This is a genomic window from Mucilaginibacter gossypii, assembly GCF_017569325.2.
Lineage (GTDB): Bacteria > Bacteroidota > Bacteroidia > Sphingobacteriales > Sphingobacteriaceae > Mucilaginibacter > Mucilaginibacter gossypii.
This window is the reverse complement of the sequence record NZ_CP071878.2, coordinates 6,805,665-6,826,300: the sequence shown is the minus strand read 5'-3', so window position 1 is coordinate 6,826,300 and position 20,636 is coordinate 6,805,665. Positions and strand designations below refer to the sequence as shown.

General features: G+C 41.9%; 26 protein-coding genes. 25 read left to right on the top strand and 1 reads right to left on the bottom strand.

Going from position 1 to position 20,636, the window contains the following annotated elements; translation table 11 throughout:
* Nucleotides 1-83 precede the first annotated feature (83 nt).
* The 10 genes from J3L18_RS29420 to J3L18_RS29375 all read left to right on the top strand — a co-directional run bounded on the left by J3L18_RS29420 (nucleotide 84) and on the right by J3L18_RS29375 (nucleotide 8,018).
* The gene (locus J3L18_RS29420) at nucleotides 84-548 is read left to right on the top strand and encodes an SRPBCC family protein (RefSeq protein WP_129571501.1); all 465 of its coding nucleotides are present in this window, start codon (nucleotides 84-86) and stop codon (nucleotides 546-548) included.
* Nucleotides 549-612: 64 nt separating this feature from the next.
* Complete coding sequence (locus J3L18_RS29415; RefSeq protein ID WP_129571500.1) at nucleotides 613-1,155, top strand: RBBP9/YdeN family alpha/beta hydrolase; 543 nt, start codon at nucleotides 613-615, stop codon at nucleotides 1,153-1,155.
* A 189-nt stretch (nucleotides 1,156-1,344) separates the two neighbouring features.
* A complete protein-coding gene (locus J3L18_RS29410) occupies nucleotides 1,345-1,761 on the top strand; it encodes a methionine-R-sulfoxide reductase (protein ID WP_375339190.1) in 417 nt (138 codons plus the stop codon).
* A gap of 560 nt (nucleotides 1,762-2,321) precedes the next feature.
* Complete coding sequence (locus tag J3L18_RS29405) at nucleotides 2,322-3,296, top strand: ribonucleoside-diphosphate reductase small subunit (RefSeq protein ID WP_090530224.1); 975 nt, start codon at nucleotides 2,322-2,324, stop codon at nucleotides 3,294-3,296.
* A gap of 147 nt (nucleotides 3,297-3,443) precedes the next feature.
* On the top strand, nucleotides 3,444-5,816 hold the full coding sequence (locus J3L18_RS29400; RefSeq protein ID WP_129571499.1) for a ribonucleoside-diphosphate reductase subunit alpha: 2,373 nt from the start codon (nucleotides 3,444-3,446) through the stop codon (nucleotides 5,814-5,816).
* 162 nt (nucleotides 5,817-5,978) lie between these two features.
* Nucleotides 5,979-6,185, top strand: coding sequence for a cysteine-rich CWC family protein (locus J3L18_RS29395; RefSeq protein WP_129571498.1), 207 nt, complete (start codon nucleotides 5,979-5,981; stop codon nucleotides 6,183-6,185).
* 25 nt (nucleotides 6,186-6,210) lie between these two features.
* Nucleotides 6,211-6,432: a hypothetical protein gene (locus J3L18_RS29390; protein ID WP_129571497.1), complete on the top strand. Its 222-nt coding sequence runs from the start codon at nucleotides 6,211-6,213 to the stop codon at nucleotides 6,430-6,432.
* Nucleotides 6,422-6,760, top strand: coding sequence for a type II toxin-antitoxin system RelE/ParE family toxin (locus J3L18_RS29385; protein WP_129571496.1), 339 nt, complete (start codon nucleotides 6,422-6,424; stop codon nucleotides 6,758-6,760). Before J3L18_RS29390 ends, J3L18_RS29385 begins: the two co-directional genes overlap by 11 nt.
* Before the next feature lie 136 nt (nucleotides 6,761-6,896).
* Complete coding sequence (locus tag J3L18_RS29380; RefSeq protein ID WP_090530234.1) at nucleotides 6,897-7,079, top strand: hypothetical protein; 183 nt, start codon at nucleotides 6,897-6,899, stop codon at nucleotides 7,077-7,079.
* A gap of 249 nt (nucleotides 7,080-7,328) precedes the next feature.
* Complete coding sequence (locus J3L18_RS29375) at nucleotides 7,329-8,018, top strand: hypothetical protein (RefSeq protein ID WP_129571495.1); 690 nt, start codon at nucleotides 7,329-7,331, stop codon at nucleotides 8,016-8,018.
* A 270-nt stretch (nucleotides 8,019-8,288) separates the two neighbouring features.
* Here J3L18_RS29375 and J3L18_RS29370 read toward each other — a convergent pair whose 3' ends face one another.
* The gene (locus J3L18_RS29370; RefSeq protein WP_129571494.1) at nucleotides 8,289-8,525 is read right to left on the bottom strand and encodes a hypothetical protein; all 237 of its coding nucleotides are present in this window, start codon (nucleotides 8,523-8,525) and stop codon (nucleotides 8,289-8,291) included.
* Between the two features lie 179 nt (nucleotides 8,526-8,704).
* Here J3L18_RS29370 and rpsL point away from each other — a divergent pair, with 179 nt between their 5' ends.
* The 15 genes from rpsL to J3L18_RS29295 all read left to right on the top strand — a co-directional run bounded on the left by rpsL (nucleotide 8,705) and on the right by J3L18_RS29295 (nucleotide 20,635).
* Complete coding sequence (gene rpsL, locus J3L18_RS29365; RefSeq protein ID WP_073405808.1) at nucleotides 8,705-9,118, top strand: 30S ribosomal protein S12; 414 nt, start codon at nucleotides 8,705-8,707, stop codon at nucleotides 9,116-9,118.
* A gap of 19 nt (nucleotides 9,119-9,137) precedes the next feature.
* The gene (gene rpsG / locus J3L18_RS29360; RefSeq protein WP_129571493.1) at nucleotides 9,138-9,605 is read left to right on the top strand and encodes a 30S ribosomal protein S7; all 468 of its coding nucleotides are present in this window, start codon (nucleotides 9,138-9,140) and stop codon (nucleotides 9,603-9,605) included.
* Between the two features lie 190 nt (nucleotides 9,606-9,795).
* Nucleotides 9,796-11,907 (top strand): elongation factor G, encoded by a 2,112-nt coding sequence (gene fusA, locus J3L18_RS29355; protein ID WP_091171954.1) that lies wholly within the window; start codon nucleotides 9,796-9,798, stop codon nucleotides 11,905-11,907.
* Between the two features lie 174 nt (nucleotides 11,908-12,081).
* Nucleotides 12,082-12,387: a 30S ribosomal protein S10 gene (gene rpsJ, locus J3L18_RS29350; protein WP_022830652.1), complete on the top strand. Its 306-nt coding sequence runs from the start codon at nucleotides 12,082-12,084 to the stop codon at nucleotides 12,385-12,387.
* Nucleotides 12,388-12,560: 173 nt separating this feature from the next.
* Nucleotides 12,561-12,875 (top strand): hypothetical protein, encoded by a 315-nt coding sequence (locus J3L18_RS29345; RefSeq protein ID WP_129571492.1) that lies wholly within the window; start codon nucleotides 12,561-12,563, stop codon nucleotides 12,873-12,875.
* Between the two features lie 7 nt (nucleotides 12,876-12,882).
* Nucleotides 12,883-13,083 carry a hypothetical protein gene (locus J3L18_RS29340; protein ID WP_129571491.1) on the top strand — a complete coding sequence of 67 codons (201 nt, stop codon included), beginning with the start codon at nucleotides 12,883-12,885 and terminating at the stop codon, nucleotides 13,081-13,083.
* A 153-nt stretch (nucleotides 13,084-13,236) separates the two neighbouring features.
* Nucleotides 13,237-13,590, top strand: coding sequence for a YciI family protein (locus J3L18_RS29335; protein ID WP_091171949.1), 354 nt, complete (start codon nucleotides 13,237-13,239; stop codon nucleotides 13,588-13,590).
* Nucleotides 13,591-13,754: 164 nt separating this feature from the next.
* Nucleotides 13,755-14,981 carry an RNA polymerase sigma factor gene (locus J3L18_RS29330; protein WP_129571490.1) on the top strand — a complete coding sequence of 409 codons (1,227 nt, stop codon included), beginning with the start codon at nucleotides 13,755-13,757 and terminating at the stop codon, nucleotides 14,979-14,981.
* A gap of 168 nt (nucleotides 14,982-15,149) precedes the next feature.
* On the top strand, nucleotides 15,150-15,620 hold the full coding sequence (locus J3L18_RS29325; RefSeq protein ID WP_129571489.1) for a YHS domain-containing (seleno)protein: 471 nt from the start codon (nucleotides 15,150-15,152) through the stop codon (nucleotides 15,618-15,620).
* Between the two features lie 44 nt (nucleotides 15,621-15,664).
* The gene (locus tag J3L18_RS29320) at nucleotides 15,665-16,108 is read left to right on the top strand and encodes a YHS domain-containing (seleno)protein (RefSeq protein ID WP_091171942.1); all 444 of its coding nucleotides are present in this window, start codon (nucleotides 15,665-15,667) and stop codon (nucleotides 16,106-16,108) included.
* Between the two features lie 156 nt (nucleotides 16,109-16,264).
* Nucleotides 16,265-17,155: an IS1595 family transposase gene (locus tag J3L18_RS29315; protein ID WP_189549506.1), complete on the top strand. Its 891-nt coding sequence runs from the start codon at nucleotides 16,265-16,267 to the stop codon at nucleotides 17,153-17,155.
* Between the two features lie 64 nt (nucleotides 17,156-17,219).
* The gene (locus tag J3L18_RS29310) at nucleotides 17,220-17,903 is read left to right on the top strand and encodes a phosphopantothenoylcysteine decarboxylase domain-containing protein (RefSeq protein WP_189549077.1); all 684 of its coding nucleotides are present in this window, start codon (nucleotides 17,220-17,222) and stop codon (nucleotides 17,901-17,903) included.
* 30 nt (nucleotides 17,904-17,933) lie between these two features.
* Nucleotides 17,934-18,332 carry a DoxX family protein gene (locus J3L18_RS29305; protein WP_129568168.1) on the top strand — a complete coding sequence of 133 codons (399 nt, stop codon included), beginning with the start codon at nucleotides 17,934-17,936 and terminating at the stop codon, nucleotides 18,330-18,332.
* A gap of 33 nt (nucleotides 18,333-18,365) precedes the next feature.
* Nucleotides 18,366-18,866, top strand: coding sequence for a DinB family protein (locus J3L18_RS29300; RefSeq protein ID WP_129568167.1), 501 nt, complete (start codon nucleotides 18,366-18,368; stop codon nucleotides 18,864-18,866).
* Nucleotides 18,854-20,635, top strand: coding sequence for an NRDE family protein (locus J3L18_RS29295; RefSeq protein WP_129568166.1), 1,782 nt, complete (start codon nucleotides 18,854-18,856; stop codon nucleotides 20,633-20,635). The genes J3L18_RS29300 and J3L18_RS29295 overlap by 13 nt, the downstream gene beginning before the upstream one ends.
* Nucleotide 20,636: the final 1 nt, after the last annotated feature.

Below are 20,636 nucleotides of genomic sequence, written 5' to 3'. Positions count from 1 at the left end.
TGATTTTGATGATTACGCTGATTATTTGTAATGCGTAACACTATATTTGGGCTGTCGCTAAACGACAGCCTTTTTTATACTATATGCCATCACAAATTCTGCTTGCTACCCATATTAATGCGCCTGTTGAAAGAGTGTTTGACATTGCCCGTAACATTGATGTACATGTAGAGTCAACAAAACATACTGGCGAACGAGCTATTGTCGGGCGTACAACCGGCTTGATTGAGCTCGGCGAAACTGTTACCTGGCGGGCAAAGCATTTCGGCATATGGCAAAACCTTACCTCAAAGATCACCGAAATGGACTATCCAAATTACTTTACCGATATCCAGGTTGAGGGTGCTTTCAAAAACTTTACGCATGAGCATTATTTTTATCCTATCCTTAACCAAACCATGATGCGGGATATTTTCACGTTCGAATCGCCGGGCGGAATATTGGGAGAAGCGGTAAACTTTCTGTTCCTGTCTAACTATATGACACAATTGTTGGTAAAGAGGAATAAAGTGATTAAACAGGTGGCTGAAGGTCGTTCAAACTCATGACCGAGGATTAAAATCCCTATCTTGAGCTTTCAATTATTAAGTTATTTAACATCTTACCGAAACTATGGTTTTCAACGCTGATATTCTTATACACCCGGGATTGGGTAATTCAGATCAACAACATTGGCAAAGCATTTGGGAAAAACAGTTCAATTTTACCCGTATTGAACAACAGGATTGGGAAACCTCGGTTTGCAGCGATTGGATAAAAACTATAAATGATTATGTAAACCGCTATGACCCGGAAAACGTAATCTTAGTTGGCCACAGCCTGGCTTGTGCAGCCATAGCCTCGTGGGCAAAACAATATAACATTGCAATAAAGGGTGCATTACTGGTTGCGCCGAGCGATACTGAAGCAGATAGTTATCCAACCGGCACAAGTGGTTTTACCCCGATGCCATTAGGCAAGCTACCATTCAAATCAATAACCGTATTTAGTAACAATGATTTCTATGTAAGCAGGGAACGGGCCTCATTATTTGCAGACAGTTGGGGAAGTGAAATTGTGAATATTGGCGATGCCGGCCATATCAATGTATCAGCGGGTTACGGAGAGTGGAATGAAGGCCTCGAACTGTTAAAAAAGCTGGATGCGGGATATTAAACCTTCTGCCGCAGGCTTTCAGTGGTCCTGGTAGCTATATATTTTCAGCAATCTGCACATCTGAAATCTGCACATCAACACATCTGCCACTCCCCGTCAAACCAGTGTAAACATCAGCCTGCAAAACATTATGTCGGCCTAAATTGTCGTATCTTTATAGTAGATCAAAACACCGGATGGAGTTTCCCAATCGGTGAAATCATCAAAAAAATTAGTGTAACCCCAACAAAAAATATGGAGTACAATCAATTAACGCCCGAAGAAGAAAGGGTAATATTATACAAAGGCACCGAAAGGCCGTTCACCGGCTCGTTACTGAACAATAAGGCACAAGGTTTATACGTTTGCAAACGCTGTGATGCGCCGCTGTATCGATCGGAAGATAAGTTTGAGTCGTTTTGCGGCTGGCCGAGTTTTGACGATGAGATTGAAGGAGCTGTTCGCCGCGAAGTAGACGCCGATGGCCGCAGGGTAGAAATCCTGTGTGCAAATTGCGGCGCACACCTGGGCCATGTGTTTGAAGGTGAATATATGACGCCAAAAAACACCCGCCATTGTGTAAATTCAGTGTCGATGAAATTTGTTCCGGTTGAGGACGCAAAATAATTCGTAAAACTTTTAGGAATACGCCCGTTGGTTCATGGCGAACGGGCGTAATTGTTTTCCACATACCGGCTTGCAACAACCTTTTAACTTCGCATTTTAATATTGATACCTGCTGCAAGCAAAAGCATTTCATTATTGGCAATAATTGTCGGTGTTAAGTCAAGTAATTTATAATGTTAAATTATCGTAATCCGCAAGTATAAAGGCATGCTAATTTCAATCAAATTTTTAATCGGCTGTTTTCAAGTCCATTAATTTTTCATCAATATAACAAGTGCCGATAAAGTGTGGATAACTCGGGGGTTTGTGAAAAACTATCATTCACAACTACACAACTCAAACATTAACTTTGCTCAGCAAGGTAATAAAAAAGGCATTCAGCCGGCAGCCAGAAGCACTCGTCAACTTCTAATTAAATAACTGGCTGTCAGAAAGTTACACAATACAGTTGCTAAGGAGTAAACCCGAAGGCATCAAAATTTAAAGCTTTATTGAAAAGTAGGGCTTGCTTTCGTGTCTGAATACCTGATTAAAGAAAGAAACTAAAAAAGTAGACACCAATGAGTTTGGAAAACGAATTATTACTACGGGAAAACAAGGACCGGTTTGTTATCCTTCCCATTAAGTATCCCGCAATTTGGGAGATGTATAAAAAAGCGGAGGCCAGCTTCTGGACCGCCGAGGAAATCGACCTATCGGACGATATCAAACATTGGGAAAGTCTTAATTCGGGCGAGAAACATTTTATCTCGCATGTACTCGCTTTTTTTGCCGCAAGCGATGGTATCGTGAACGAGAACCTGGCGGTAAACTTCATGAGCGAAGTACAATTGCCCGAAGCACGCTGCTTTTATGGTTTCCAGATCATGATGGAAAACATCCACTCTGAAACCTATGCCCTGCTGATAGACACCTACGTAAAAGATCCGACCGAGAAAGATCGCCTTTTCCATGCTATTGAAACCGTACCATGTGTTGGCAAAAAAGCCGAATGGGCGCTAAAATGGATCAACAACGGCAACTTTGCCGAGCGTTTGGTTGCATTCGCGGCGGTTGAAGGGATCTTCTTTTCAGGCAGCTTTTGCTCCATATTCTGGCTTAAAAAACGCGGCCTGATGCCGGGCTTAACTTTCAGCAATGAGCTGATCTCGCGCGATGAAGGTTCGCACTGCGAATTTGCCTGCTTATTATATGGCATGCTTGAAAACAAACTACCGCAGGAACAGGTTACCAAGATCATTACCGATGCGGTAGAGATAGAAAAAGAATTTATAACCGAGGCATTACCGGTTAACCTGATAGGAATGAATGCCAAGCTAATGAGCCAGTACATTGAGTTTGTGGCCGACAGGTGGTTGAGCGAACTTGGGTACGATAAATTCTATAACGCAACCAATCCGTTCGATTTCATGGAAATGATCTCGTTACAGGGCAAAACCAACTTTTTTGAAAAGCGTGTAGGCGATTATCAAAAAAGTGGTGTACTGAATGCATCGGCCGAAAGCAAAAGCTTTTCGCTTGATGATGATTTTTAATTGAAGAGGTTAGAGATTGGTGATTAGAGGTTAGGTAGTCTCAGGCCAATCCCAAAATCAAGAAAAATCAAGGTTCAGAAAATAATCAAATCACAATAATATTAACTAAAAAAGCTTCGCTTTTAACGGGGCAAAAGGAGGGGCAAAATGTTCGTAGTAAAAAGAGACGGAAGAAGAGAATCCGTAAAATTTGACAAGATCACCGCACGTATTGAAAAACTGTGCTATGGGTTTCAATTAGTTGACCCCATTGATGTGGCTAAAAAGGTAATTGAAGGTTTATTTGATGGCGTAACCACCTCCGAGCTGGATAACCTGGCTGCCGAAACCGCCGCGTCATTAACCACCAAGCACCCTGATTATGCTTTGCTGGCTTCGCGTATCGCGGTATCAAACCTGCACAAAAACACCATCAAATCGTTTTCGGAAACCATGCGCCTCCTGCATGAGTATGTTGACAAGAAAACAGGTAAAGATGCCTCGCTTATCGCTGACGACGTTTATGAAGTGATTAAAGAAAACGCGGAACTGCTTGACAGCACCATCATTTATGACCGCGACTTTGGCTTTGATTACTTCGGTTTCAAAACCCTCGAAAAATCATACCTGTTAAAGATCGACGGTAAAATTGCCGAGCGCCCGCAGCATTTATTTATGCGTGTATCTGTAGGTATCCACAAAAACGATATCGAGAGCGCTATCAAAACCTACCATTTAATGAGCGAGCGTTGGTTTACACATGCTACACCAACCTTGTTTAATGCAGGTACACCAAAACCTCAAATGTCATCATGCTTTTTGTTAACCATGAAAGATGATAGCATTGAGGGTATCTATGATACATTAAAACAAACTGCTAAAATTTCGCAAAGCGCGGGTGGTATCGGTTTAAGTATCCACAATGTAAGGGCTACAGGATCATACATTAGCGGTACTAACGGTACCAGCAATGGTATTATCCCAATGCTGCGTGTATTTAATGATACCGCACGTTATGTTGATCAGGGCGGTGGTAAACGTAAAGGCGCTTTCGCCGTTTACTTAGAGCCATGGCATGCCGATATCTTTGAATTCCTTGATCTGCGTAAAAACCATGGTAAAGAAGAAATGCGTGCCCGCGACTTGTTCTACGCCCTTTGGGTATCTGACCTGTTCATGCAACGCGTTGAAGCCAATGAGGATTGGAGCTTATTTTGCCCCCACGAAGCACCGGGCTTAGCCGATTGCTGGGGCAAAGAATTTGAAGAACTGTACGTTAAATACGAAAAAGAAGGCCGTCAGCGTCGTACAGTAAAAGCACAGGAACTTTGGTTTGCAGTGCTTGATGCACAGGTTGAAACCGGTACGCCATACTTATTATATAAAGATGCGGCTAACGGTAAATCAAACCAGCAAAACCTGGGTACCATTAAAAGCTCAAACCTTTGCACCGAGATCATCGAGTATACCGATGCAAACGAGGTAGCTGTTTGTAACCTGGCTTCATTAGCATTACCACGTTACATCAACAATGGTGCTTTTGATCATGATAAACTGTACGAAGTAACTTACCAGGCAACTATCAACCTTAACAGGATCATTGATGGTAACTACTACCCGGTTAAAGAAGCTGAATACTCAAACCTGCGTCACCGTCCTATTGGTTTAGGTGTACAGGGCTTGGCTGATACTTTCATTCAACTGCGTATGCCGTTTGAAAGCGATGAAGCTAAAAAACTAAACATCGAGATCTTCGAAACCATCTACTTTGCAGCAATGACAGCTTCAAAAGATATGGCTATAAAAGATGGTGCTTATGAAACATTCAAAGGCTCACCATTGTCACAAGGTAAATTCCAGTTCGATCTGTGGGGTGTAAAACCAGAAAGCGGCAGGTGGGATTGGGAAAACCTGCGTTTAGATGTAATGAACCACGGCGTACGCAACTCATTATTAGTTGCACCAATGCCAACTGCTTCAACATCACAAATACTGGGTAACAACGAATGCTTTGAACCATATACTTCAAACATTTACACCCGCCGTGTATTAAGTGGTGAATTCATTGTAGTAAACAAATATTTGCTGCGTGACTTAGTAAACCTTGGTTTGTGGAGCACCAGCATGAAAGATAAGATCATCAGCGCAAACGGTTCAATCCAAGAAATAGCTGAGATCCCTGCTGATATCAAAGCATTGTACAAAACTGTTTGGGAGATCAAAATGCGCAGCATTATTGATATGGCTGCCGACAGGGGCGCGTACATTTGCCAGTCGCAATCATTGAACCTGTTCATCAACTCGCCAAATGCTTCGAAACTTACTTCAATGCACTTCTACGCATGGAAAAAAGGCTTGAAAACAGGTATGTACTACCTGCGTACACAAGCAGCATCACAAGCAGTTAAATTTACAGTTGAAAACCAGGGCGGTAAAAACATGGATCCGGTTATCCCGGCCGTTGTTGACGCCGTCGCCGACGAAATTCCGGCAGGCCCAACCTGCTCAATGGAGGAAGGCTGCGTGACTTGCTCTGCATAAGTTTTTTTAGTCGATAGACGATAGTCCATGGACCATAGCTACAAAGCTATAGTTCATGGACTTTTTATTTAATGACAGTTATATTTAATAAGTCACTGCTACATTCCATATTTTAGCAAACCTTTTCTATGGTCTATGGACCATTAGCTATGGACTAAAGAGATGCCCAAACACGAAATCATCCGTTGCGAACGCTGCCAAACACCTTTTGAATGTAAAGCCAATTCATTCACCAAGTGCCAGTGCAGTACTGTGCAGCTTACTATTAACGAGGTACAATATGTGAGCGAGCTGTATGACGGGTGTTTGTGTGCTAATTGTTTGCTTATCATTCAGCAAGAGTATAGAGAAAGCATGGGGTTGGTTTGATACTGATTAATTATTATCTTTGAGTATGACCACTATAACCATTCAACTCCCTGAAAAGGCCCAAAGAAAGCTATCAGCTCTTGTAAAAGAGTTAGGAGGAGAGATTATATCTGTGTCTCCTGACAAAAAGAACTCAAAAAAAACCAAGCTCCTGAACGAAATTAAAATTGGTTTGAAAGAAGTTAAAGCAATTCGCGAAGGCAAAGCGCAAACTTATTCTATGTCCGATCTTTTAAATGGCGAATAAGGTTGTTCTTACCGCCTTTTTCTTAAAAAAGGCTAAAAGGCTCGTCAAAAAATTTGCCACATTATCAAAAAGCCTGGCCCATCTTGAACAAGAATTAATAAAAAACCCTAAACTTGGCGACAACTACGGCTCAAACATCTATAAAGTGCGGGTTGCGGATGAATCGAAAGGAAAAGGCAAAAGCGGCGGCTTTAGAATAATTACTTACATTATAGAGGAAACAAACACTTCGACAGATATTTATCTGATAACCATCTTCGATAAATCCGAAGAAGCTTCCATCGACAAAAACGATATCAAAAAGATAATCAAATCTGAGGGCCTATAGTAGAATATCAGCCCACATCCAGAGAGCATAATTCAAAGAGTCTCTCAAATATCTCCTCTCCATTAATCCTTTTCCATTTCCATCAGTCATATATGTGTACATCTTCAATATAGATGATGATTAAAGATTTTACACCATGAAAAGGAAATTTGTTGCTTTGGCACTATTAATATCAGCAGTAGTATCTGTAACCTCAGGTTGCGTTGTTCGTGAAGATTATGGTCACCATCACAGGTACCGTAACGGCTATAACAACGGATATAATAATGGTTACCATGACGGTGACGATCACGGTCATTATCACGACCGCGGTTATTAATGTTTTTAATTTAAGTTTTCCATAAGTAGTTTAGTGAGTGATGAAAGAGGGCGCTGGTTTTACCGGCGCTCTTTTTATGCCCATCTGATTTATTCAGCACAGAATTTTATTATAGTTTTAAATGAAAAATAGATAAAAATCAGAATTTAAACCAAACAAAACAAATATCATCAAAATTTAATTCTGTAAAATTTGATTTTACCAAATCATTTTTCGTAGATTTGGTTCAACATTATAAACCTATCAAAAATGACCAGCATTAAAATTATCACGGGCTATATATGCAGGTTTGCATTTATAGCTGCATTTGCTTTGACCGGCCCGGGCATTGCACCGGTTATCGCAAAAGTGGCAAAGTCGCCAACAATAATTATTGCAGATACACAGCTCAAAGCTTTTGAAGGCATTTATCAGCAAAAGGATAACGAGTATAGAGTATATAAAGTAACAGCAGATGGTGATAAACTAATTGCCCAACAGCTTGGCGGAGATCAAAAACTAACTTTAACCCGCAAATCAGACCTGGAATTTGAACTTTTAGATGATGACGGCGATGAAAAGATCCCTGTTGTATTTTCAAAGAATGAAGCCGGCGAAATAAACCAGATCACTTTAGGTGGCAGGCAAATATGGGCAAAGATAAACAGCTATACCCCACCTAAAGAGGTACAACTGAAACCCGAACAAATAAAAGTTTTGGCGGGCAAATATCAATCGGATGAGAGGGCTGATCTTTTTCTGACTATAACCGCGATACCCGACGGATTAACGCTCAAACAATCATGGGATGGCAAGGAAATCAATTTTAAACCATTGTCTGAAGTGTTATTTTTAAATCAAGCCTTTGGCTTTCCCTTAAAGTTCACTAAAGACGCGAGCGGCAACCCAACCAAAGTATTGGCTTTTAACCGCGACACCTGGAATAAGGTAAAAGAATAAGCTCCCTGATTACATCAATATATAAAGTATTACGGGCCGGCCCGCTGTCACCTAAACCTGGTTACATCGGTAACCGGCCCTTTTTTTACCGTTGATATTTATGATTACGTTGATTTCGCTGATTATTTTTCTGAACAGTGATTAAAGAATTAACAAAATGCAAGCGAATTCTATAAATTCTTTAATTCGTTTAATCCGAGTTCAGACAACTAAAAAGGCTTAAGAAATTTTAGTATTTCACTGTTCATTTAGCCATATATTTTCAAACTCCTATTTAGTAATCTCAAACTCCGCAAATTCGTCTGCCTCCAAAGGCGCTTCGGATAATTTACCGTATTGATCCTCGGGGTGATTTTCATCATATTTTAAAACAGTCCCATCACCGTATACCTCTATCTGCCTCAAGACACAATCATCTTCACCACATTCAAAGTACCATAATGAGGTACCCCAGAAATCAAATTCATCACCTCTCGGTTCGTCCCAATTTCGTTTGTAATATTTCATCGTCTTACTAATTCATTCTAATATCGCATTTATCAGCAAAACAAATGAGTTATGTGGGCCACACCATCAACTTCTTCCCTCAAAAAAACTTTCACACAACTACTTGAAAATCAAAAATAATGTTCGTACTTTTGCAGTCCCGAAATGCGGGATAAAATTATTAGACAAAAAAGCAAGAAATGCCTACTATTCAGCAATTAGTTAGAAAAGGTAGAGTAGCTCTGGTTGACAAGAGTAAGTCACCAGCGTTGGACAGCTGTCCACAGCGAAGAGGCGTGTGCACCCGTGTGTACACCACTACCCCTAAAAAACCAAACTCAGCAATGCGTAAAGTTGCCCGTGTGCGCTTAACCAACGGTAAAGAAGTAAACGCTTACATCCCTGGTGAAGGTCACAACTTACAGGAGCACTCTATCGTTTTGATCCGTGGTGGTCGTGTTAAAGACTTACCAGGTGTACGTTACCACATCATCCGTGGTGCACTGGATACATCAGGTGTAGCTGGCCGTAACCAACGCCGTTCAAAATATGGTACCAAACGTCCTAAACCAGGTCAGGTAGCAGCAGCGCCAACAAAAGGTAAAAAGAAATAATTAAGGAGGATAGAAAGCAATGAGAAAGTCAAAACCAAAAAAGAGAATTATCCTTCCTGATCCAAAGTTCAATGATACTTTGGTAACAAGGTTTGTAAACAACATGATGTATGATGGTAAAAAATCAACCGCATACTCTATTTTTTACAACGCTGTTGAAATTGTTGAGAAAAAAACAAGCGAAAACGGCTTAGAAACCTGGAAAAAAGCTTTAAACAATGTAATGCCTGCTGTTGAAGTAAAAAGCCGCCGTGTAGGTGGTGCTAACTTCCAGGTACCTACAGAGGTTCGTCCTGAGCGTAAAGTAGCTTTAGGTATGAAATGGTTAATCAGCTATGCCCGTCGTCGCGGTGAAAAAACCATGATGGAGAAATTAGCAGGTGAAATCATCTCTGCTGCAAAAGGCGAAGGTGCCGCTGTTAAGAAGAAAGAAGATACGCACAAAATGGCTGAGGCTAACAAAGCGTTCTCACACTTTAGATTCTAATTAGTGAATGACTGAATTAGTGAATTATTGATTTGGTAACATTTTACTAATCAATAATTCATTATTTCGGCAATTCATCCCATAAAAAACAAATAAAAGGATTGAATTAATAATTGAAGATACAATAGGACCTGATCCGTATGTTTTTATTCAATCGCTAATTCACTAATTCAATAAATCAATAATTGACATGTCAAGAGATCTAAAATATACAAGAAACATTGGTATTGCCGCTCACATTGATGCTGGTAAAACTACCACTACCGAGCGTATCCTTTACTATGCTGGTGTAAGCCACAAAATTGGTGAGGTACACGAAGGTGCCGCTACTATGGACTGGATGGCCCAGGAGCAGGAACGTGGTATCACCATCACTTCGGCTGCAACAACCGTAAACTGGAAATATCGCAACCACAACTATCACATGAACATTATTGATACCCCGGGTCACGTGGACTTTACCGTGGAGGTAAACCGTTCATTACGTGTACTTGATGGTTTGGTGTTCTTATTCAGCGCGGTTGATGGTGTTGAGCCTCAGTCAGAAACTAACTGGCGTTTGGCTAACAACTACAACGTTCCGCGTATTGGTTTCGTTAACAAAATGGACCGTTCTGGTGCCGATTTCCTTAATGTGGTAAAACAGGTTAAAGAAATGTTGGGCAGCGTCGCTATTCCATTGCAGTTACCTATCGGTGCCGAAGACCAGTTTAAAGGTGTGGTTGATTTGATCAACTTCCGTGGTATTGTTTGGAATGAGCATGATAAAGGTATGACCTTTACCGAAGTTCCAATCCCTGCCGATATGCTTGACGAAGCTACAGAGTGGAGAGAGAAATTATTGGAAGCAGTTGCTGAGTTTGATGACTCTTTAATGGAGAAATTCTTTGAAGATCCTACAACCATCACTGAGCGCGAAGTATTAGACGCTTTACGTCAGGCTACTTTGGCCGGCAAAATCGTTCCGATGACTTGCGGTTCATCTTTCAAAAACAAAGGTGTACAAACCATGCTTGACTATGTAATGGAGTTAATGCCTTCACCTCTTGATTCAAAAGGTGTTGTTGGTACTAACCCTGACACAGGTGCCGAAATTTTGGTTAAACCAGATGTAAAAGAACCATTTGCAGCATTAGCATTTAAAATTGCTACCGACCCGTTTGTAGGTCGTTTATGCTTCATCCGTGTTTACTCTGGTAACCTTGATGCTGGTTCATACGTGTACAACATGCGTTCAGAAAGCAAAGAGCGTATCAGCCGTATCTTCCAGATGCATGCTAACAAGCAAAACCCTATCCCTAACGTGGGTGCAGGTGATATTGCTGCGGTAGTAGGCTTTAAAGATATCAAAACAGGTGATACCCTTTGCGACGAGAAACATCAGTTGGTTCTTGAGTCGATGGTATTCCCTGAGCCGGTTATCGGTTTGGCAATTGAGCCTAAAACTCAGGCCGACGTTGATAAATTAGGTATCGCTTTAGGTAAACTGGCAGAAGAGGATCCAACTTTCCGGGTACAAACAGATCAAGATACTGGTCAAACAGTTATCTCTGGTATGGGTGAGTTACACCTAGATATTTTGATGGACCGCTTAAAACGCGAGTTTAAAGTGGAAGTTAACCAGGGTGCTCCTCAGGTAGCTTACAAAGAAGCTATCACCGGCACTATCCAACACCGTGAAACTTACAAGAAACAAACTGGTGGTCGTGGTAAATTCGCGGATATTCAGGTTGTTATCTCTCCAGCCGACGATAACAAAGAAGGCTTGCAGTTTGTTAACGAGATTGTTGGTGGTTCAATCCCACGTGAGTTTATCCCATCTGTAGAAAAAGGTTTCAAAGCCGCTATGGACAATGGTGTACTTGCAGGCTACCCACTTACAAGCTTAAAAGTTCGTTTGATTGATGGTTCATTCCACGCAGTCGATTCGGACGCGTTATCATTCGAGATTGCTGCACGTTCTGCTTACCGCGAAGCATTGCCAAAATGTAAACCGGTATTGCTTGAGCCAATCATGAAAATCGAAATCCTAACCCCTGAAGAAAACATGGGTGACGTTATCGGTGACATGAACCGTCGTCGTGGCCAGCTGCAAGGTATGGACACCCGTAACGGCTCACAGGTAATCAAAGCTATGGTACCACTTTCTGAAATGTTTGGTTATGTAACTCAATTACGTACTATCACTTCAGGCCGTGCAACTTCAACTATGGAGTTTGACCACTACTCTGATGCACCTCGTAACGTACAGGACGAAGTTGTTGCCAAATCAAAAGGCCGCAAACAAGTTGCTATCGACTAATTTAATTTGAAGATTGGGCGATTTGATAATTTGAAAATTACGTTATCAAATTGCCTCATCTTCAAATTTTCAAATAATAATAACCCGATCAGCCATAATAAATAGCTCTTATGGTTGGTCAAATCAAATCAGTGAAATCACTTTAATCGGTGAAATCACAAAAATTAATTAACAATGAGCCAAAGAATCAGGATCAAATTGAAATCTTACGATTACAACCTGGTAGACAAATCTGCCGAGAAAATCGTAAAAACAGTAAAGCCAACAGGCGCTGTAGTTAGCGGACCACTTCCGTTACCAACCGAAAAGAAAATCTTCACCGTATTACGTTCACCACACGTAAACAAAAAAGCACGTGAGCAATTCCAACTTTGCTCATACAAGCGCTTATTAGACATTTACAGCTCTAACTCAAAAACTGTAGATGCCCTGATGAAGCTTGAATTGCCAAGCGGTGTTGAGGTTGAGATCAAAGTTTGATAGACGACCGGCCCACTGAAAGGTGTGGGATCAAAAAATAAAAAGACCATTTGCATACGCGGATGGTCTTTTTTGGTTTATAAATTTTACATTTAGTTATGCGAAGTTTCCTTTTTTTATTGGCAATTATGCTATTAAGTTTTAGCTGCTCAACACAGCGTAAAATACACAAAATGGCAAAAACTGTTGATAAATGTAAAGCAAAGTGGCAATACTTCAAATTAACCCAACCCATAAAAGGACTAGTTATATTACATACAAAGGGATATTGCGGATATGTTCATATACATGCCAACACCATAATCATTGTTAATAAAACCGATACAATCCGCATAGACGGTCCGTGTTATACTCAAAATACTGTCCCTTCCGATTCTGTACTTGTAAGTCCATATGAAACCGATGGAGTAACAGGAGCAATTGGCGATCTCAAATACGATTGTACAATCAAGAAAACATGTTATGGTATAATTGCTAAAATCAAATAATAAAGCGATGAAAGCTAAAACAACAAATATAATAGGTAAAGAAAATAAAGCCCAGGCATTGTCTCCTGATGCCAAGCAGCTTGACTATAAATCAGATGAGATTTTACCATTGTGGGTTTTGGAAAGGATTGCTAAAAGTCAGACAGATATTGCCGAAGGGCGAACTGTTTGTTTCCTGGAATTTAAAAAGCGATTATCTATCACATAAACTTTCTGATTTTTGAAATTACCCGGGTTCAGAAAAACTCCGAAATTGAACATCTCAAATTCAATAAATATTACCCGCCCTGTCCTATTTAGCCATTTCCATTTGATATAGAGGTGTAATTCATATATTTATTAACCTTTAAAATTTAAAAAGATGGACGAATTCGTTTTAATTTTCAGGCACGAGGACGGCACCAAAGTGGCTTCTCCCGAACAGATCCAAATCTGGATGAAACAAACTATGGACTGGATTGGCGGCATAGCTGCTCAAAACAAATTTGTGAGTGGCACTGGCTTGCCTTTTGCCGATGCCAAAATTGTAGGTCACGGTGGCGTAGTTACCAACGGTCCTTTTGGCGAGATCAAAGAAACGATAGGCGGCTTAATCACTGTAAAAGCCGAATCTGTTGAAGAAGCTGTGGAGTTTGCCAAAGGCTGCCCTGTTTTGCAGGGCGATGGTAATACCGTTGAAGTACGGAAGGTTGCCAAAAATGACGGGGTGCATTAAGGATAATTTTATAAATCATGTCATTGCGAGGAGCAGCTCGGGCAAAAGAGTATCCGGCGCAACGTGGCAATCCCGTAGTTATGCCTGCGAGATATGCAAAGCGGCGAAGCACAGCTACGAGATTGCCGCGCTATCACTCGCAATGACATTTTTCCATTTGCCCCATGCAAAACCCCGAAATCATTCCCCATCTATTCCGCACCGAGTACCGCAAAATAGTATCGGTGCTGTGCCGCCGCTTTGGGTTTGATCAGATGGAAACTGCCGAAGACATCGCCAGCGATACCTTCCTTACCGCAGCCCAGGCCTGGAGTTATAAAGGCATCCCGCCTAACCCAACCGCCTGGCTTTATAGCGTAGCCAAAAACAAGGCGAAAAATCATTTACAACGTAATAGCATTTTTGAAAACAAAATATCCACGGAAATCCAAACAGCGGAGGCCTATGAACCGGAAATCGATCTTTCGCTCCAAAACATCACCGACAGCCAGCTGCAAATGATGTTTGCAATCTGTCATCCTGCCATCCCACCCGAGGCACAGATCGGGCTTTCGTTACGCATACTTTGCGGTTTCGGAATTGATGAAGTGGCCGAAGCTTTCCTGACCAATAAAGAAACCATTAACAAACGCCTGTTCAGGGCTAAGGAAAAGATCCGCAATGAAAAAATAGAAATCCAAATGCCTGGTCCGGCTGAAATTGATAACCGGCTCGAAAACGTGCTCACCACTATTTATCTGTTGTTTAGCGAGGGTTATTATTCTGTTAGTGATAACCAGGTTTTGCGTAAAGACCTTTGCTTTGAGGCCATGCGCCTTTGCCACATGCTTATTGAAAACGAAGGCACCAACAAACCGCCGGTTAACGCATTGCTTTCGCTCATGTATTTTCATGCCTCGAGGTTTGAAGCCCGCACAGATCAAAACGGCGGACTAATTTTATATGAAGATCAGGACACCAACCTCTGGAACTATGACCTTATAGCCAAAGGTGCCTTTTATTTAAACCTAGCCACCACCGGCACTCAATTATCAAAATATCACATTGAAGCCAGTATAGCCTATTGGCATACCCAAAAAACCGATTCCAAACAAAAATGGGAAAACATATTGCAGCTTTATAATCGCCTGCTGCAAATAGCCTACTCACCTATAGCGGCACTCAACCGCACCTTTGCGCTTGCCAAAGCCAATAGCCCCGAAGAAGCCATTAGTGAGGCCGAAAAATTGAAACTCACCGGAAACCAGTTTTACTATACCCTGCTTGGCGAACTATACACCGGCATTGACAATGAACGGGCAAAACTAAACTTTGAGCAAGCACTAACGCTGATAAAAACGCCTGCTGATAACACCCTTATTCAAAGCAAAATAGATAAACTTCAGAATTAACACCAGCCCAGATCAGCAAAAAACGACCGATAAACAAAATTTAAACCTATTTCATTTCCTTTATAAATCGCTTCGCTCCCCTGTTTAAATATTTTTCTGATTCGCTGTAAGGTTTGATAGTCCGCCCCGACAAAGGAGGAAAAACCAAACATCAAGTTTAACACAATCATGAAAAAATTATTCAATTTATTCTTAGCTACTGTATTTGTTGTAAGCATGGCTTCGGCACAAAGCCAGACAAACGTTCGTAAAAAGCAGTTCAATTTAGATAAAACAGACTTGGCGCTCGAAGGCTATGATCCTGTAGCCTACTTCACTCAGCAAAAAGCCGTAGAGGGCAAAAAAGAAATCTCCCTTGCAAACGATGGCGTTACTTATTACTTCGCTTCCACTCAGGACAGGGACTTATTTAAAGTCGATCCTGCTAAATACGAACCACAATATGGCGGCTGGTGCGCTTATGCCATGGGCGCCAAAGGCGAAAAAGTAGAGATAGATCCCAAGACCTTCAAACTCGTTAATAACAAGCTGTACCTGTTTTACAACAAGTTTTTTAATAATACAAAAAAATCCTGGGATAAGGACGAGGCTAACCTCAAAACAAAAGCAGATGCCAACTGGGCTAAAACCATCCGATAAACAGCTTTTAATAATCAATTATAAATCAATCTAAAATCAAAAAAATGAAACGTTTATTAATTATCGCGGCACTCGCATTTGTTACCGCAGTTCAAACCTATGCCCAGCAATCAGAAATATTTGCTCCGGGCGGCAAGGCTATTAAAGGCTATGATCCGGTGGCATTTTTCAAAGAATCGAAACCGGTAAAAGGCTCAGATAAATTTCAATACAAATGGAAAGAAGCTACCTGGCTCTTCTCCAGCAATGAAAACCTCGAAGCGTTTAAAGCCGACCCTGAAAAGTATGCCCCGCAGTACGGCGGTTACTGCGCTTATGGCACTTCACAAGGTCACAAAGCCCCTACCCAAACTGATACCTGGACAGTACTGAACGATAAGCTTTATTTCAACTACAACGATAAGGTAAAAGAACTGTGGACCAAAGACCAGGCAAACCTCATTAAAGTGGCCGATGAAAAATGGCCTGAGGTAAAGGGGCAAAAGTAAAAGCAATTCAAAATCCCTTCTTGAGAGGGGGCGCGAAGGCAAGGTGCGACGGCAGGGGGGGGGTATGCAGTACGCTTTTCAAGGCAGCCCCCCTCAGCCCCTCTCAAGAGAGTAATAGCCCATGAAAAGGCAGGAATAATTTGTATATTTATGATAATGAATATCATAGAGACGATTAAGCGTTTTCCAGATCAGTCCAGTTGCATAGACTATCTTGAAGGATTAAGATGGCAAGGATTGCCAGAATGCCCGTATTGCAACAGCAAACGGAGCAGCAAGCGCCAGGAAAGCCAACGGCATATTTGCAATAGCTGTAACCGCAGCTATAGCGTTTTGGTCGGCACTGTTTTCGAGGGCACCAAACTTCCTTTGCCGCAATGGTTTTTGGCTATTTCATTAATGCTGAATGCGAAAAAGGGGTTATCTGCACGTCAGTTAAGCAGGGATCTGGGATGCAATCGTAAGACAGGCTGGTATTTGCAGATGCGGATACGGGAAGCCATGCGGGACGGCGGGGATGGCGGTTTGTTTAAGGGTATTGTTGAGGTAGATGAGACTTATTTAGGTGGTAAAAAAGCCAATCACTCAAAGAAAAAGCGGCAGGAAAGGCGCGATAATAATTTGCAGGTCACCGGCATGCAGGATAAACAGCCCGTGATTGGGTTATTGGAGCGGGATGGCCGTCTAAAGCTTCAGGTCATAGATAAGGCACATGGGAAAACGCTCAAACCCATTGTTGAACAATCAGTGAGCACAGATGCTACTATTGTAACGGACGGCTTTGGTGGATATGCCGGTTTAAATAAAATATTCCGTGAACATCAGGTATTAAACAAGGAAAAAGAAGAGTATGCCCGGGGAGAGTATCACACCAATACGATTGAGGGCTTTTGGACATTGTTAAAACGGGGGATATATGGTCAATACCATAAAGTATCGCTCAGACATTTGCAATCATACCTGAATGAGTTCACATTTAAATATAACAATAGAGGCAATAACCAGGTGTTTAACTTTTTAATTAACAAAATGGCTACTGCCTCTTGATGGGCTATTACTCTCAAGAGGGGAATCATGCAAGCCCATGCTTTCAAGAACCACATCAAACAAGATGAAAACCACACACAACAAACCCATAGTGTTAATCACGGCCGGCCCCACCCGCGAAGCCATCGATCCGGTACGTTTCATTAGTAACTATTCGTCGGGCAAAATGGGTTATGCCATTGCCGGGGCTTTTTTAGATCAGGGCTTTGAGGTGATTTTAGTTTCGGGGCCGGTAAATATCAGTTTATCTCACAGCAGCCTCAGAGTTATCCATATTAATTCGGCTGATGAAATGTATGCGGCCTGTCAACAATATTTCCCCGTAGCCCGGATAGCAATCTTCGCCGCAGCAGTGGCCGATTATAAACCGGCACAGATATACGCTCAAAAAATGAAAAAATCGACCCAGGAGTTTAGCCTGCAAATGGTTAAAAATGTCGACATCGCCTTTGAGTTCGGTAAGATCAAGCGCAAGGATCAGGTATCAATCGGCTTCGCTCTTGAAACTAACGATGAGGAGCAAAACGCGCTCAAAAAACTATACAGTAAAAATCTCGATTTGGTGGTGCTCAATTCTGTACAGGACGAAGGCGCAACATTTGGGTACGACACAAACAAGATCACGGTCATCAACCGCGATTTCCTGTTCCAGGCATACCCGCTTAAAAGCAAAGCAGAGGTAGCCCGGGATATTGTTATGGCCGCCATCAAAGTGAGCCAACGACTGCAAGCGCCTGTACAAGCATAAATATTTTCAGCAAACACACCACTCAATATCATGACTTACACACAATTTAACATACTTGTTTGGGCCCTGCGCCTTGTAGCAGCCATCATCATGCTACAAACCTTGTTCTTCAAATTCACCGCTGCCCCCGAGTCGGTTTACATATTTACCAAACTGGGTATGGAACCCTGGGGCAGGATTGGCATTGGCAGCATGGAACTGATAGCCGCCATACTGATCATTATCCCCCGCACTACCGGCATAGGCGCTTTGATAGCTGTAGGGTTAATGGCCGGCGCCATATTTTTTCATCTTACCAAACTGGGAATCGTAGTACAGGGCGATGGCGGTCAGCTTTTTATACTGGCAACAATCGTGTTCGCAACATCAGCCATACTGCTTTACATTTTCAGGAAAGAGGTTTTAAACCTCATCCCTCTTCTTCATTAATAAAATTAAAAACCACTGCTAATAATTAGCATCATGCAATTGAAAGAACCTATCTCCAACCTGCTGGAGCAGCTACAATATGTAATTGACGAATTAAGTCCTTTACAATACACCCAACCGGTAAAACTGCTGTCGCAATCAAGTATCGGCCAGCATACCCGTCATATTCTTGAGTTCTTTATTGAATTGAATAAAGGTTACGAAACCGGCATGGTTGATTATGATAAACGCGTCCGCAATAAAGCCATTGAAGCTGATAAAGATTTCGCCGTCACAACCATTCGCCAGGTAGAAGCAAACGTTCAAAAGCCTGATAAAGAATTATTGCTACAAGCCGAATACGGCGAAGGCGAAGCACATTCGGCACAGGTATTTTCAAATTACTACCGCGAGCTGGTTTATAACCTGGAACATACCGTTCATCATATGGCCCTGATCCGTATTGGCGTAAATGCAGTATCGGATGTGGTTATTCCTGATGAATTTGGCGTTGCCGCGTCAACACTTAAGTACCGTAAGGCATGTGCACAGTAACCTATATCCCTACAAAAAGCGGGTTCCAGCTTACCTCCAACCGCGATGAAAACGTTAACCGCAAGCAGGCCATAGCACCACGCAAATATCAAAATGGCAATTACACCCTATTGTACCCAAAAGACGCCGACCGCAACGGCAGCTGGATAGCCACCAAAAACAATGGCGACACTGTTGTATTGTTAAATGGAGCTTTTGTAAAACATACGGCCGTACCTCCCTATAAAACCAGCCGTGGGCTGGTACTAATGGAGATTATCAATGCACAGAACCCCTTCCTTTTTTATCAGGACATTGATCTTATAGCTGTTGAGCCCTTTACTTTAGTGCTTTATGCACAAGGCAGTTTATATGAGTGCCGCTGGGACGGCGAGCGGAAACATATTAAATTGCTGGATGGCAAGGACGCACATATCTGGTCGTCGGCTACTTTGTATGATGAGGTGGCAGCCGCCAAACGTGTCAATTGGTTTAATAACTGGTGTAAATCAGCCAATCCGGATCAGGTGGAAGATATCATGTATTTTCATCACCATGCTGGCAAAGGTGATGATACCGACGCATTGGTAATAAACCGTAGCGGTAAAATGAAAACGGTAAGTGTTACCAACATCAACGTCAGTCTGCAAAACATTACCATGACCTATCATGATTTGAGAGATGGCAATGAATATGTGCATGATCTTGCTATAGAAGCTGATAGCAACAGACCTGTTGTATTGCCCCGTTTTTTTGGCTTAAGAAGATTTTTAATCAGGCTTTTTAATTGGGAATACTGGTCGCTCAATATGTTTTACGCACCTGTTATGTTTTATTGGTTTTGGTTGAGTTTTAAGGCGCGTTCGTTTTTCTTTTTCAGCACGGCTAATCCACTGATCGAAAATGGTGGTTTTACATTGGAAAGCAAAGCCAGTATTTATAACCTCATCCCCCAACAATATTATCCAAAAACCATCTTCTTTAAAACAAAAACAGACTTTAGGCAAATCAAATCGGTCATAAAGGATAAAAATTTCGACTTCCCCTTAATCGCCAAACCGGATATTGGAGGCAGGGGTGTACAGGTCAAACTGGTGCATAACGAAGTAGAATTGCTGGAATATACCCAACAAATCAGGGTTGATTTCCTGGTACAGGAATATATTAAGTACAAAAGCGAAGTAGGCATATTTTACTACCGCTTACCGGGCGAAGCCAAAGGCCAGGTAACCGGTATAGTTGGCAAGGAGTTTTTAGCCCTAACCGGCGATGGCAAACATACCATGATGGAGCTCATTATCAAAGAGCCCCGCTACCTGCTGCAACTGCCTGTATTGATAGACACCTATGGTGAAGAGCTGAAGCAAGTTCTACCTATTGGCAAATCAAAAACGCTGGTGCCTTATGGTAACCATGCCCGGGGTGCTAAATTCATTGACCTTAGTCATCTTATTACCGATGAATTGACGGATGCGATAGATGACATATGCCGCCAGGTCCCCGGATTTTATTTTGGCCGGCTGGATGTAATGTATAACACCTGGGATGAGCTATGCCGCGGCAAAAATCTATCCATCATAGAACTGAACGGTGCCGGCAGCGAACCAACTCATATTTACGATCCCAAACATTCAATATTCTTCGCCTGGTACGAGATCATCAGGCATTGGAAGCTCCTTTATCGCGTAAGCAAACTTAATAAACAACAAAAAAGCATTAATTACATGACTCATAAGCAAGGCATTACCATGCTTAAAAATAACACCGAATACTTAAAGCTGGTATCGTGAC

Excerpts from the sequence above, each read along its gene's own strand:
- J3L18_RS29315 (WP_189549506.1), top strand. The coding sequence starts at position 16,265 with ATGAATATCATAGAGACGATTAAGCGTTTTCCAGATCAGTCCAGTTGC.
- rpsL (WP_073405808.1), top strand. The coding sequence starts at position 8,705 with ATGCCTACTATTCAGCAATTAGTTAGAAAAGGTAGAGTAGCTCTGGTT.
- J3L18_RS29400 (WP_129571499.1), top strand. The coding sequence starts at position 3,444 with ATGTTCGTAGTAAAAAGAGACGGAAGAAGAGAATCCGTAAAATTTGAC.
- J3L18_RS29380 (WP_090530234.1), top strand. The coding sequence starts at position 6,897 with ATGAAAAGGAAATTTGTTGCTTTGGCACTATTAATATCAGCAGTAGTA.
- J3L18_RS29395 (WP_129571498.1), top strand. The coding sequence starts at position 5,979 with ATGCCCAAACACGAAATCATCCGTTGCGAACGCTGCCAAACACCTTTT.
- J3L18_RS29300 (WP_129568167.1), top strand. The coding sequence starts at position 18,366 with ATGCAATTGAAAGAACCTATCTCCAACCTGCTGGAGCAGCTACAATAT.
- J3L18_RS29420 (WP_129571501.1), top strand. The coding sequence starts at position 84 with ATGCCATCACAAATTCTGCTTGCTACCCATATTAATGCGCCTGTTGAA.
- J3L18_RS29325 (WP_129571489.1), top strand. The coding sequence starts at position 15,150 with ATGAAAAAATTATTCAATTTATTCTTAGCTACTGTATTTGTTGTAAGC.
- J3L18_RS29405 (WP_090530224.1), top strand. The coding sequence starts at position 2,322 with ATGAGTTTGGAAAACGAATTATTACTACGGGAAAACAAGGACCGGTTT.
- J3L18_RS29345 (WP_129571492.1), top strand. The coding sequence starts at position 12,561 with ATGGCAAAAACTGTTGATAAATGTAAAGCAAAGTGGCAATACTTCAAA.
- J3L18_RS29415 (WP_129571500.1), top strand. The coding sequence starts at position 613 with ATGGTTTTCAACGCTGATATTCTTATACACCCGGGATTGGGTAATTCA.
- J3L18_RS29310 (WP_189549077.1), top strand. The coding sequence starts at position 17,220 with ATGAAAACCACACACAACAAACCCATAGTGTTAATCACGGCCGGCCCC.
- rpsJ (WP_022830652.1), top strand. The coding sequence starts at position 12,082 with ATGAGCCAAAGAATCAGGATCAAATTGAAATCTTACGATTACAACCTG.
- J3L18_RS29370 (WP_129571494.1), bottom strand. The coding sequence starts at position 8,525 with ATGAAATATTACAAACGAAATTGGGACGAACCGAGAGGTGATGAATTT.
- rpsG (WP_129571493.1), top strand. The coding sequence starts at position 9,138 with ATGAGAAAGTCAAAACCAAAAAAGAGAATTATCCTTCCTGATCCAAAG.
- J3L18_RS29340 (WP_129571491.1), top strand. The coding sequence starts at position 12,883 with ATGAAAGCTAAAACAACAAATATAATAGGTAAAGAAAATAAAGCCCAG.
- fusA (WP_091171954.1), top strand. The coding sequence starts at position 9,796 with ATGTCAAGAGATCTAAAATATACAAGAAACATTGGTATTGCCGCTCAC.
- J3L18_RS29295 (WP_129568166.1), top strand. The coding sequence starts at position 18,854 with ATGTGCACAGTAACCTATATCCCTACAAAAAGCGGGTTCCAGCTTACC.
- J3L18_RS29385 (WP_129571496.1), top strand. The coding sequence starts at position 6,422 with ATGGCGAATAAGGTTGTTCTTACCGCCTTTTTCTTAAAAAAGGCTAAA.
- J3L18_RS29335 (WP_091171949.1), top strand. The coding sequence starts at position 13,237 with ATGGACGAATTCGTTTTAATTTTCAGGCACGAGGACGGCACCAAAGTG.
- J3L18_RS29390 (WP_129571497.1), top strand. The coding sequence starts at position 6,211 with ATGACCACTATAACCATTCAACTCCCTGAAAAGGCCCAAAGAAAGCTA.
- J3L18_RS29330 (WP_129571490.1), top strand. The coding sequence starts at position 13,755 with ATGCAAAACCCCGAAATCATTCCCCATCTATTCCGCACCGAGTACCGC.
- J3L18_RS29305 (WP_129568168.1), top strand. The coding sequence starts at position 17,934 with ATGACTTACACACAATTTAACATACTTGTTTGGGCCCTGCGCCTTGTA.
- J3L18_RS29320 (WP_091171942.1), top strand. The coding sequence starts at position 15,665 with ATGAAACGTTTATTAATTATCGCGGCACTCGCATTTGTTACCGCAGTT.
- J3L18_RS29375 (WP_129571495.1), top strand. The coding sequence starts at position 7,329 with ATGACCAGCATTAAAATTATCACGGGCTATATATGCAGGTTTGCATTT.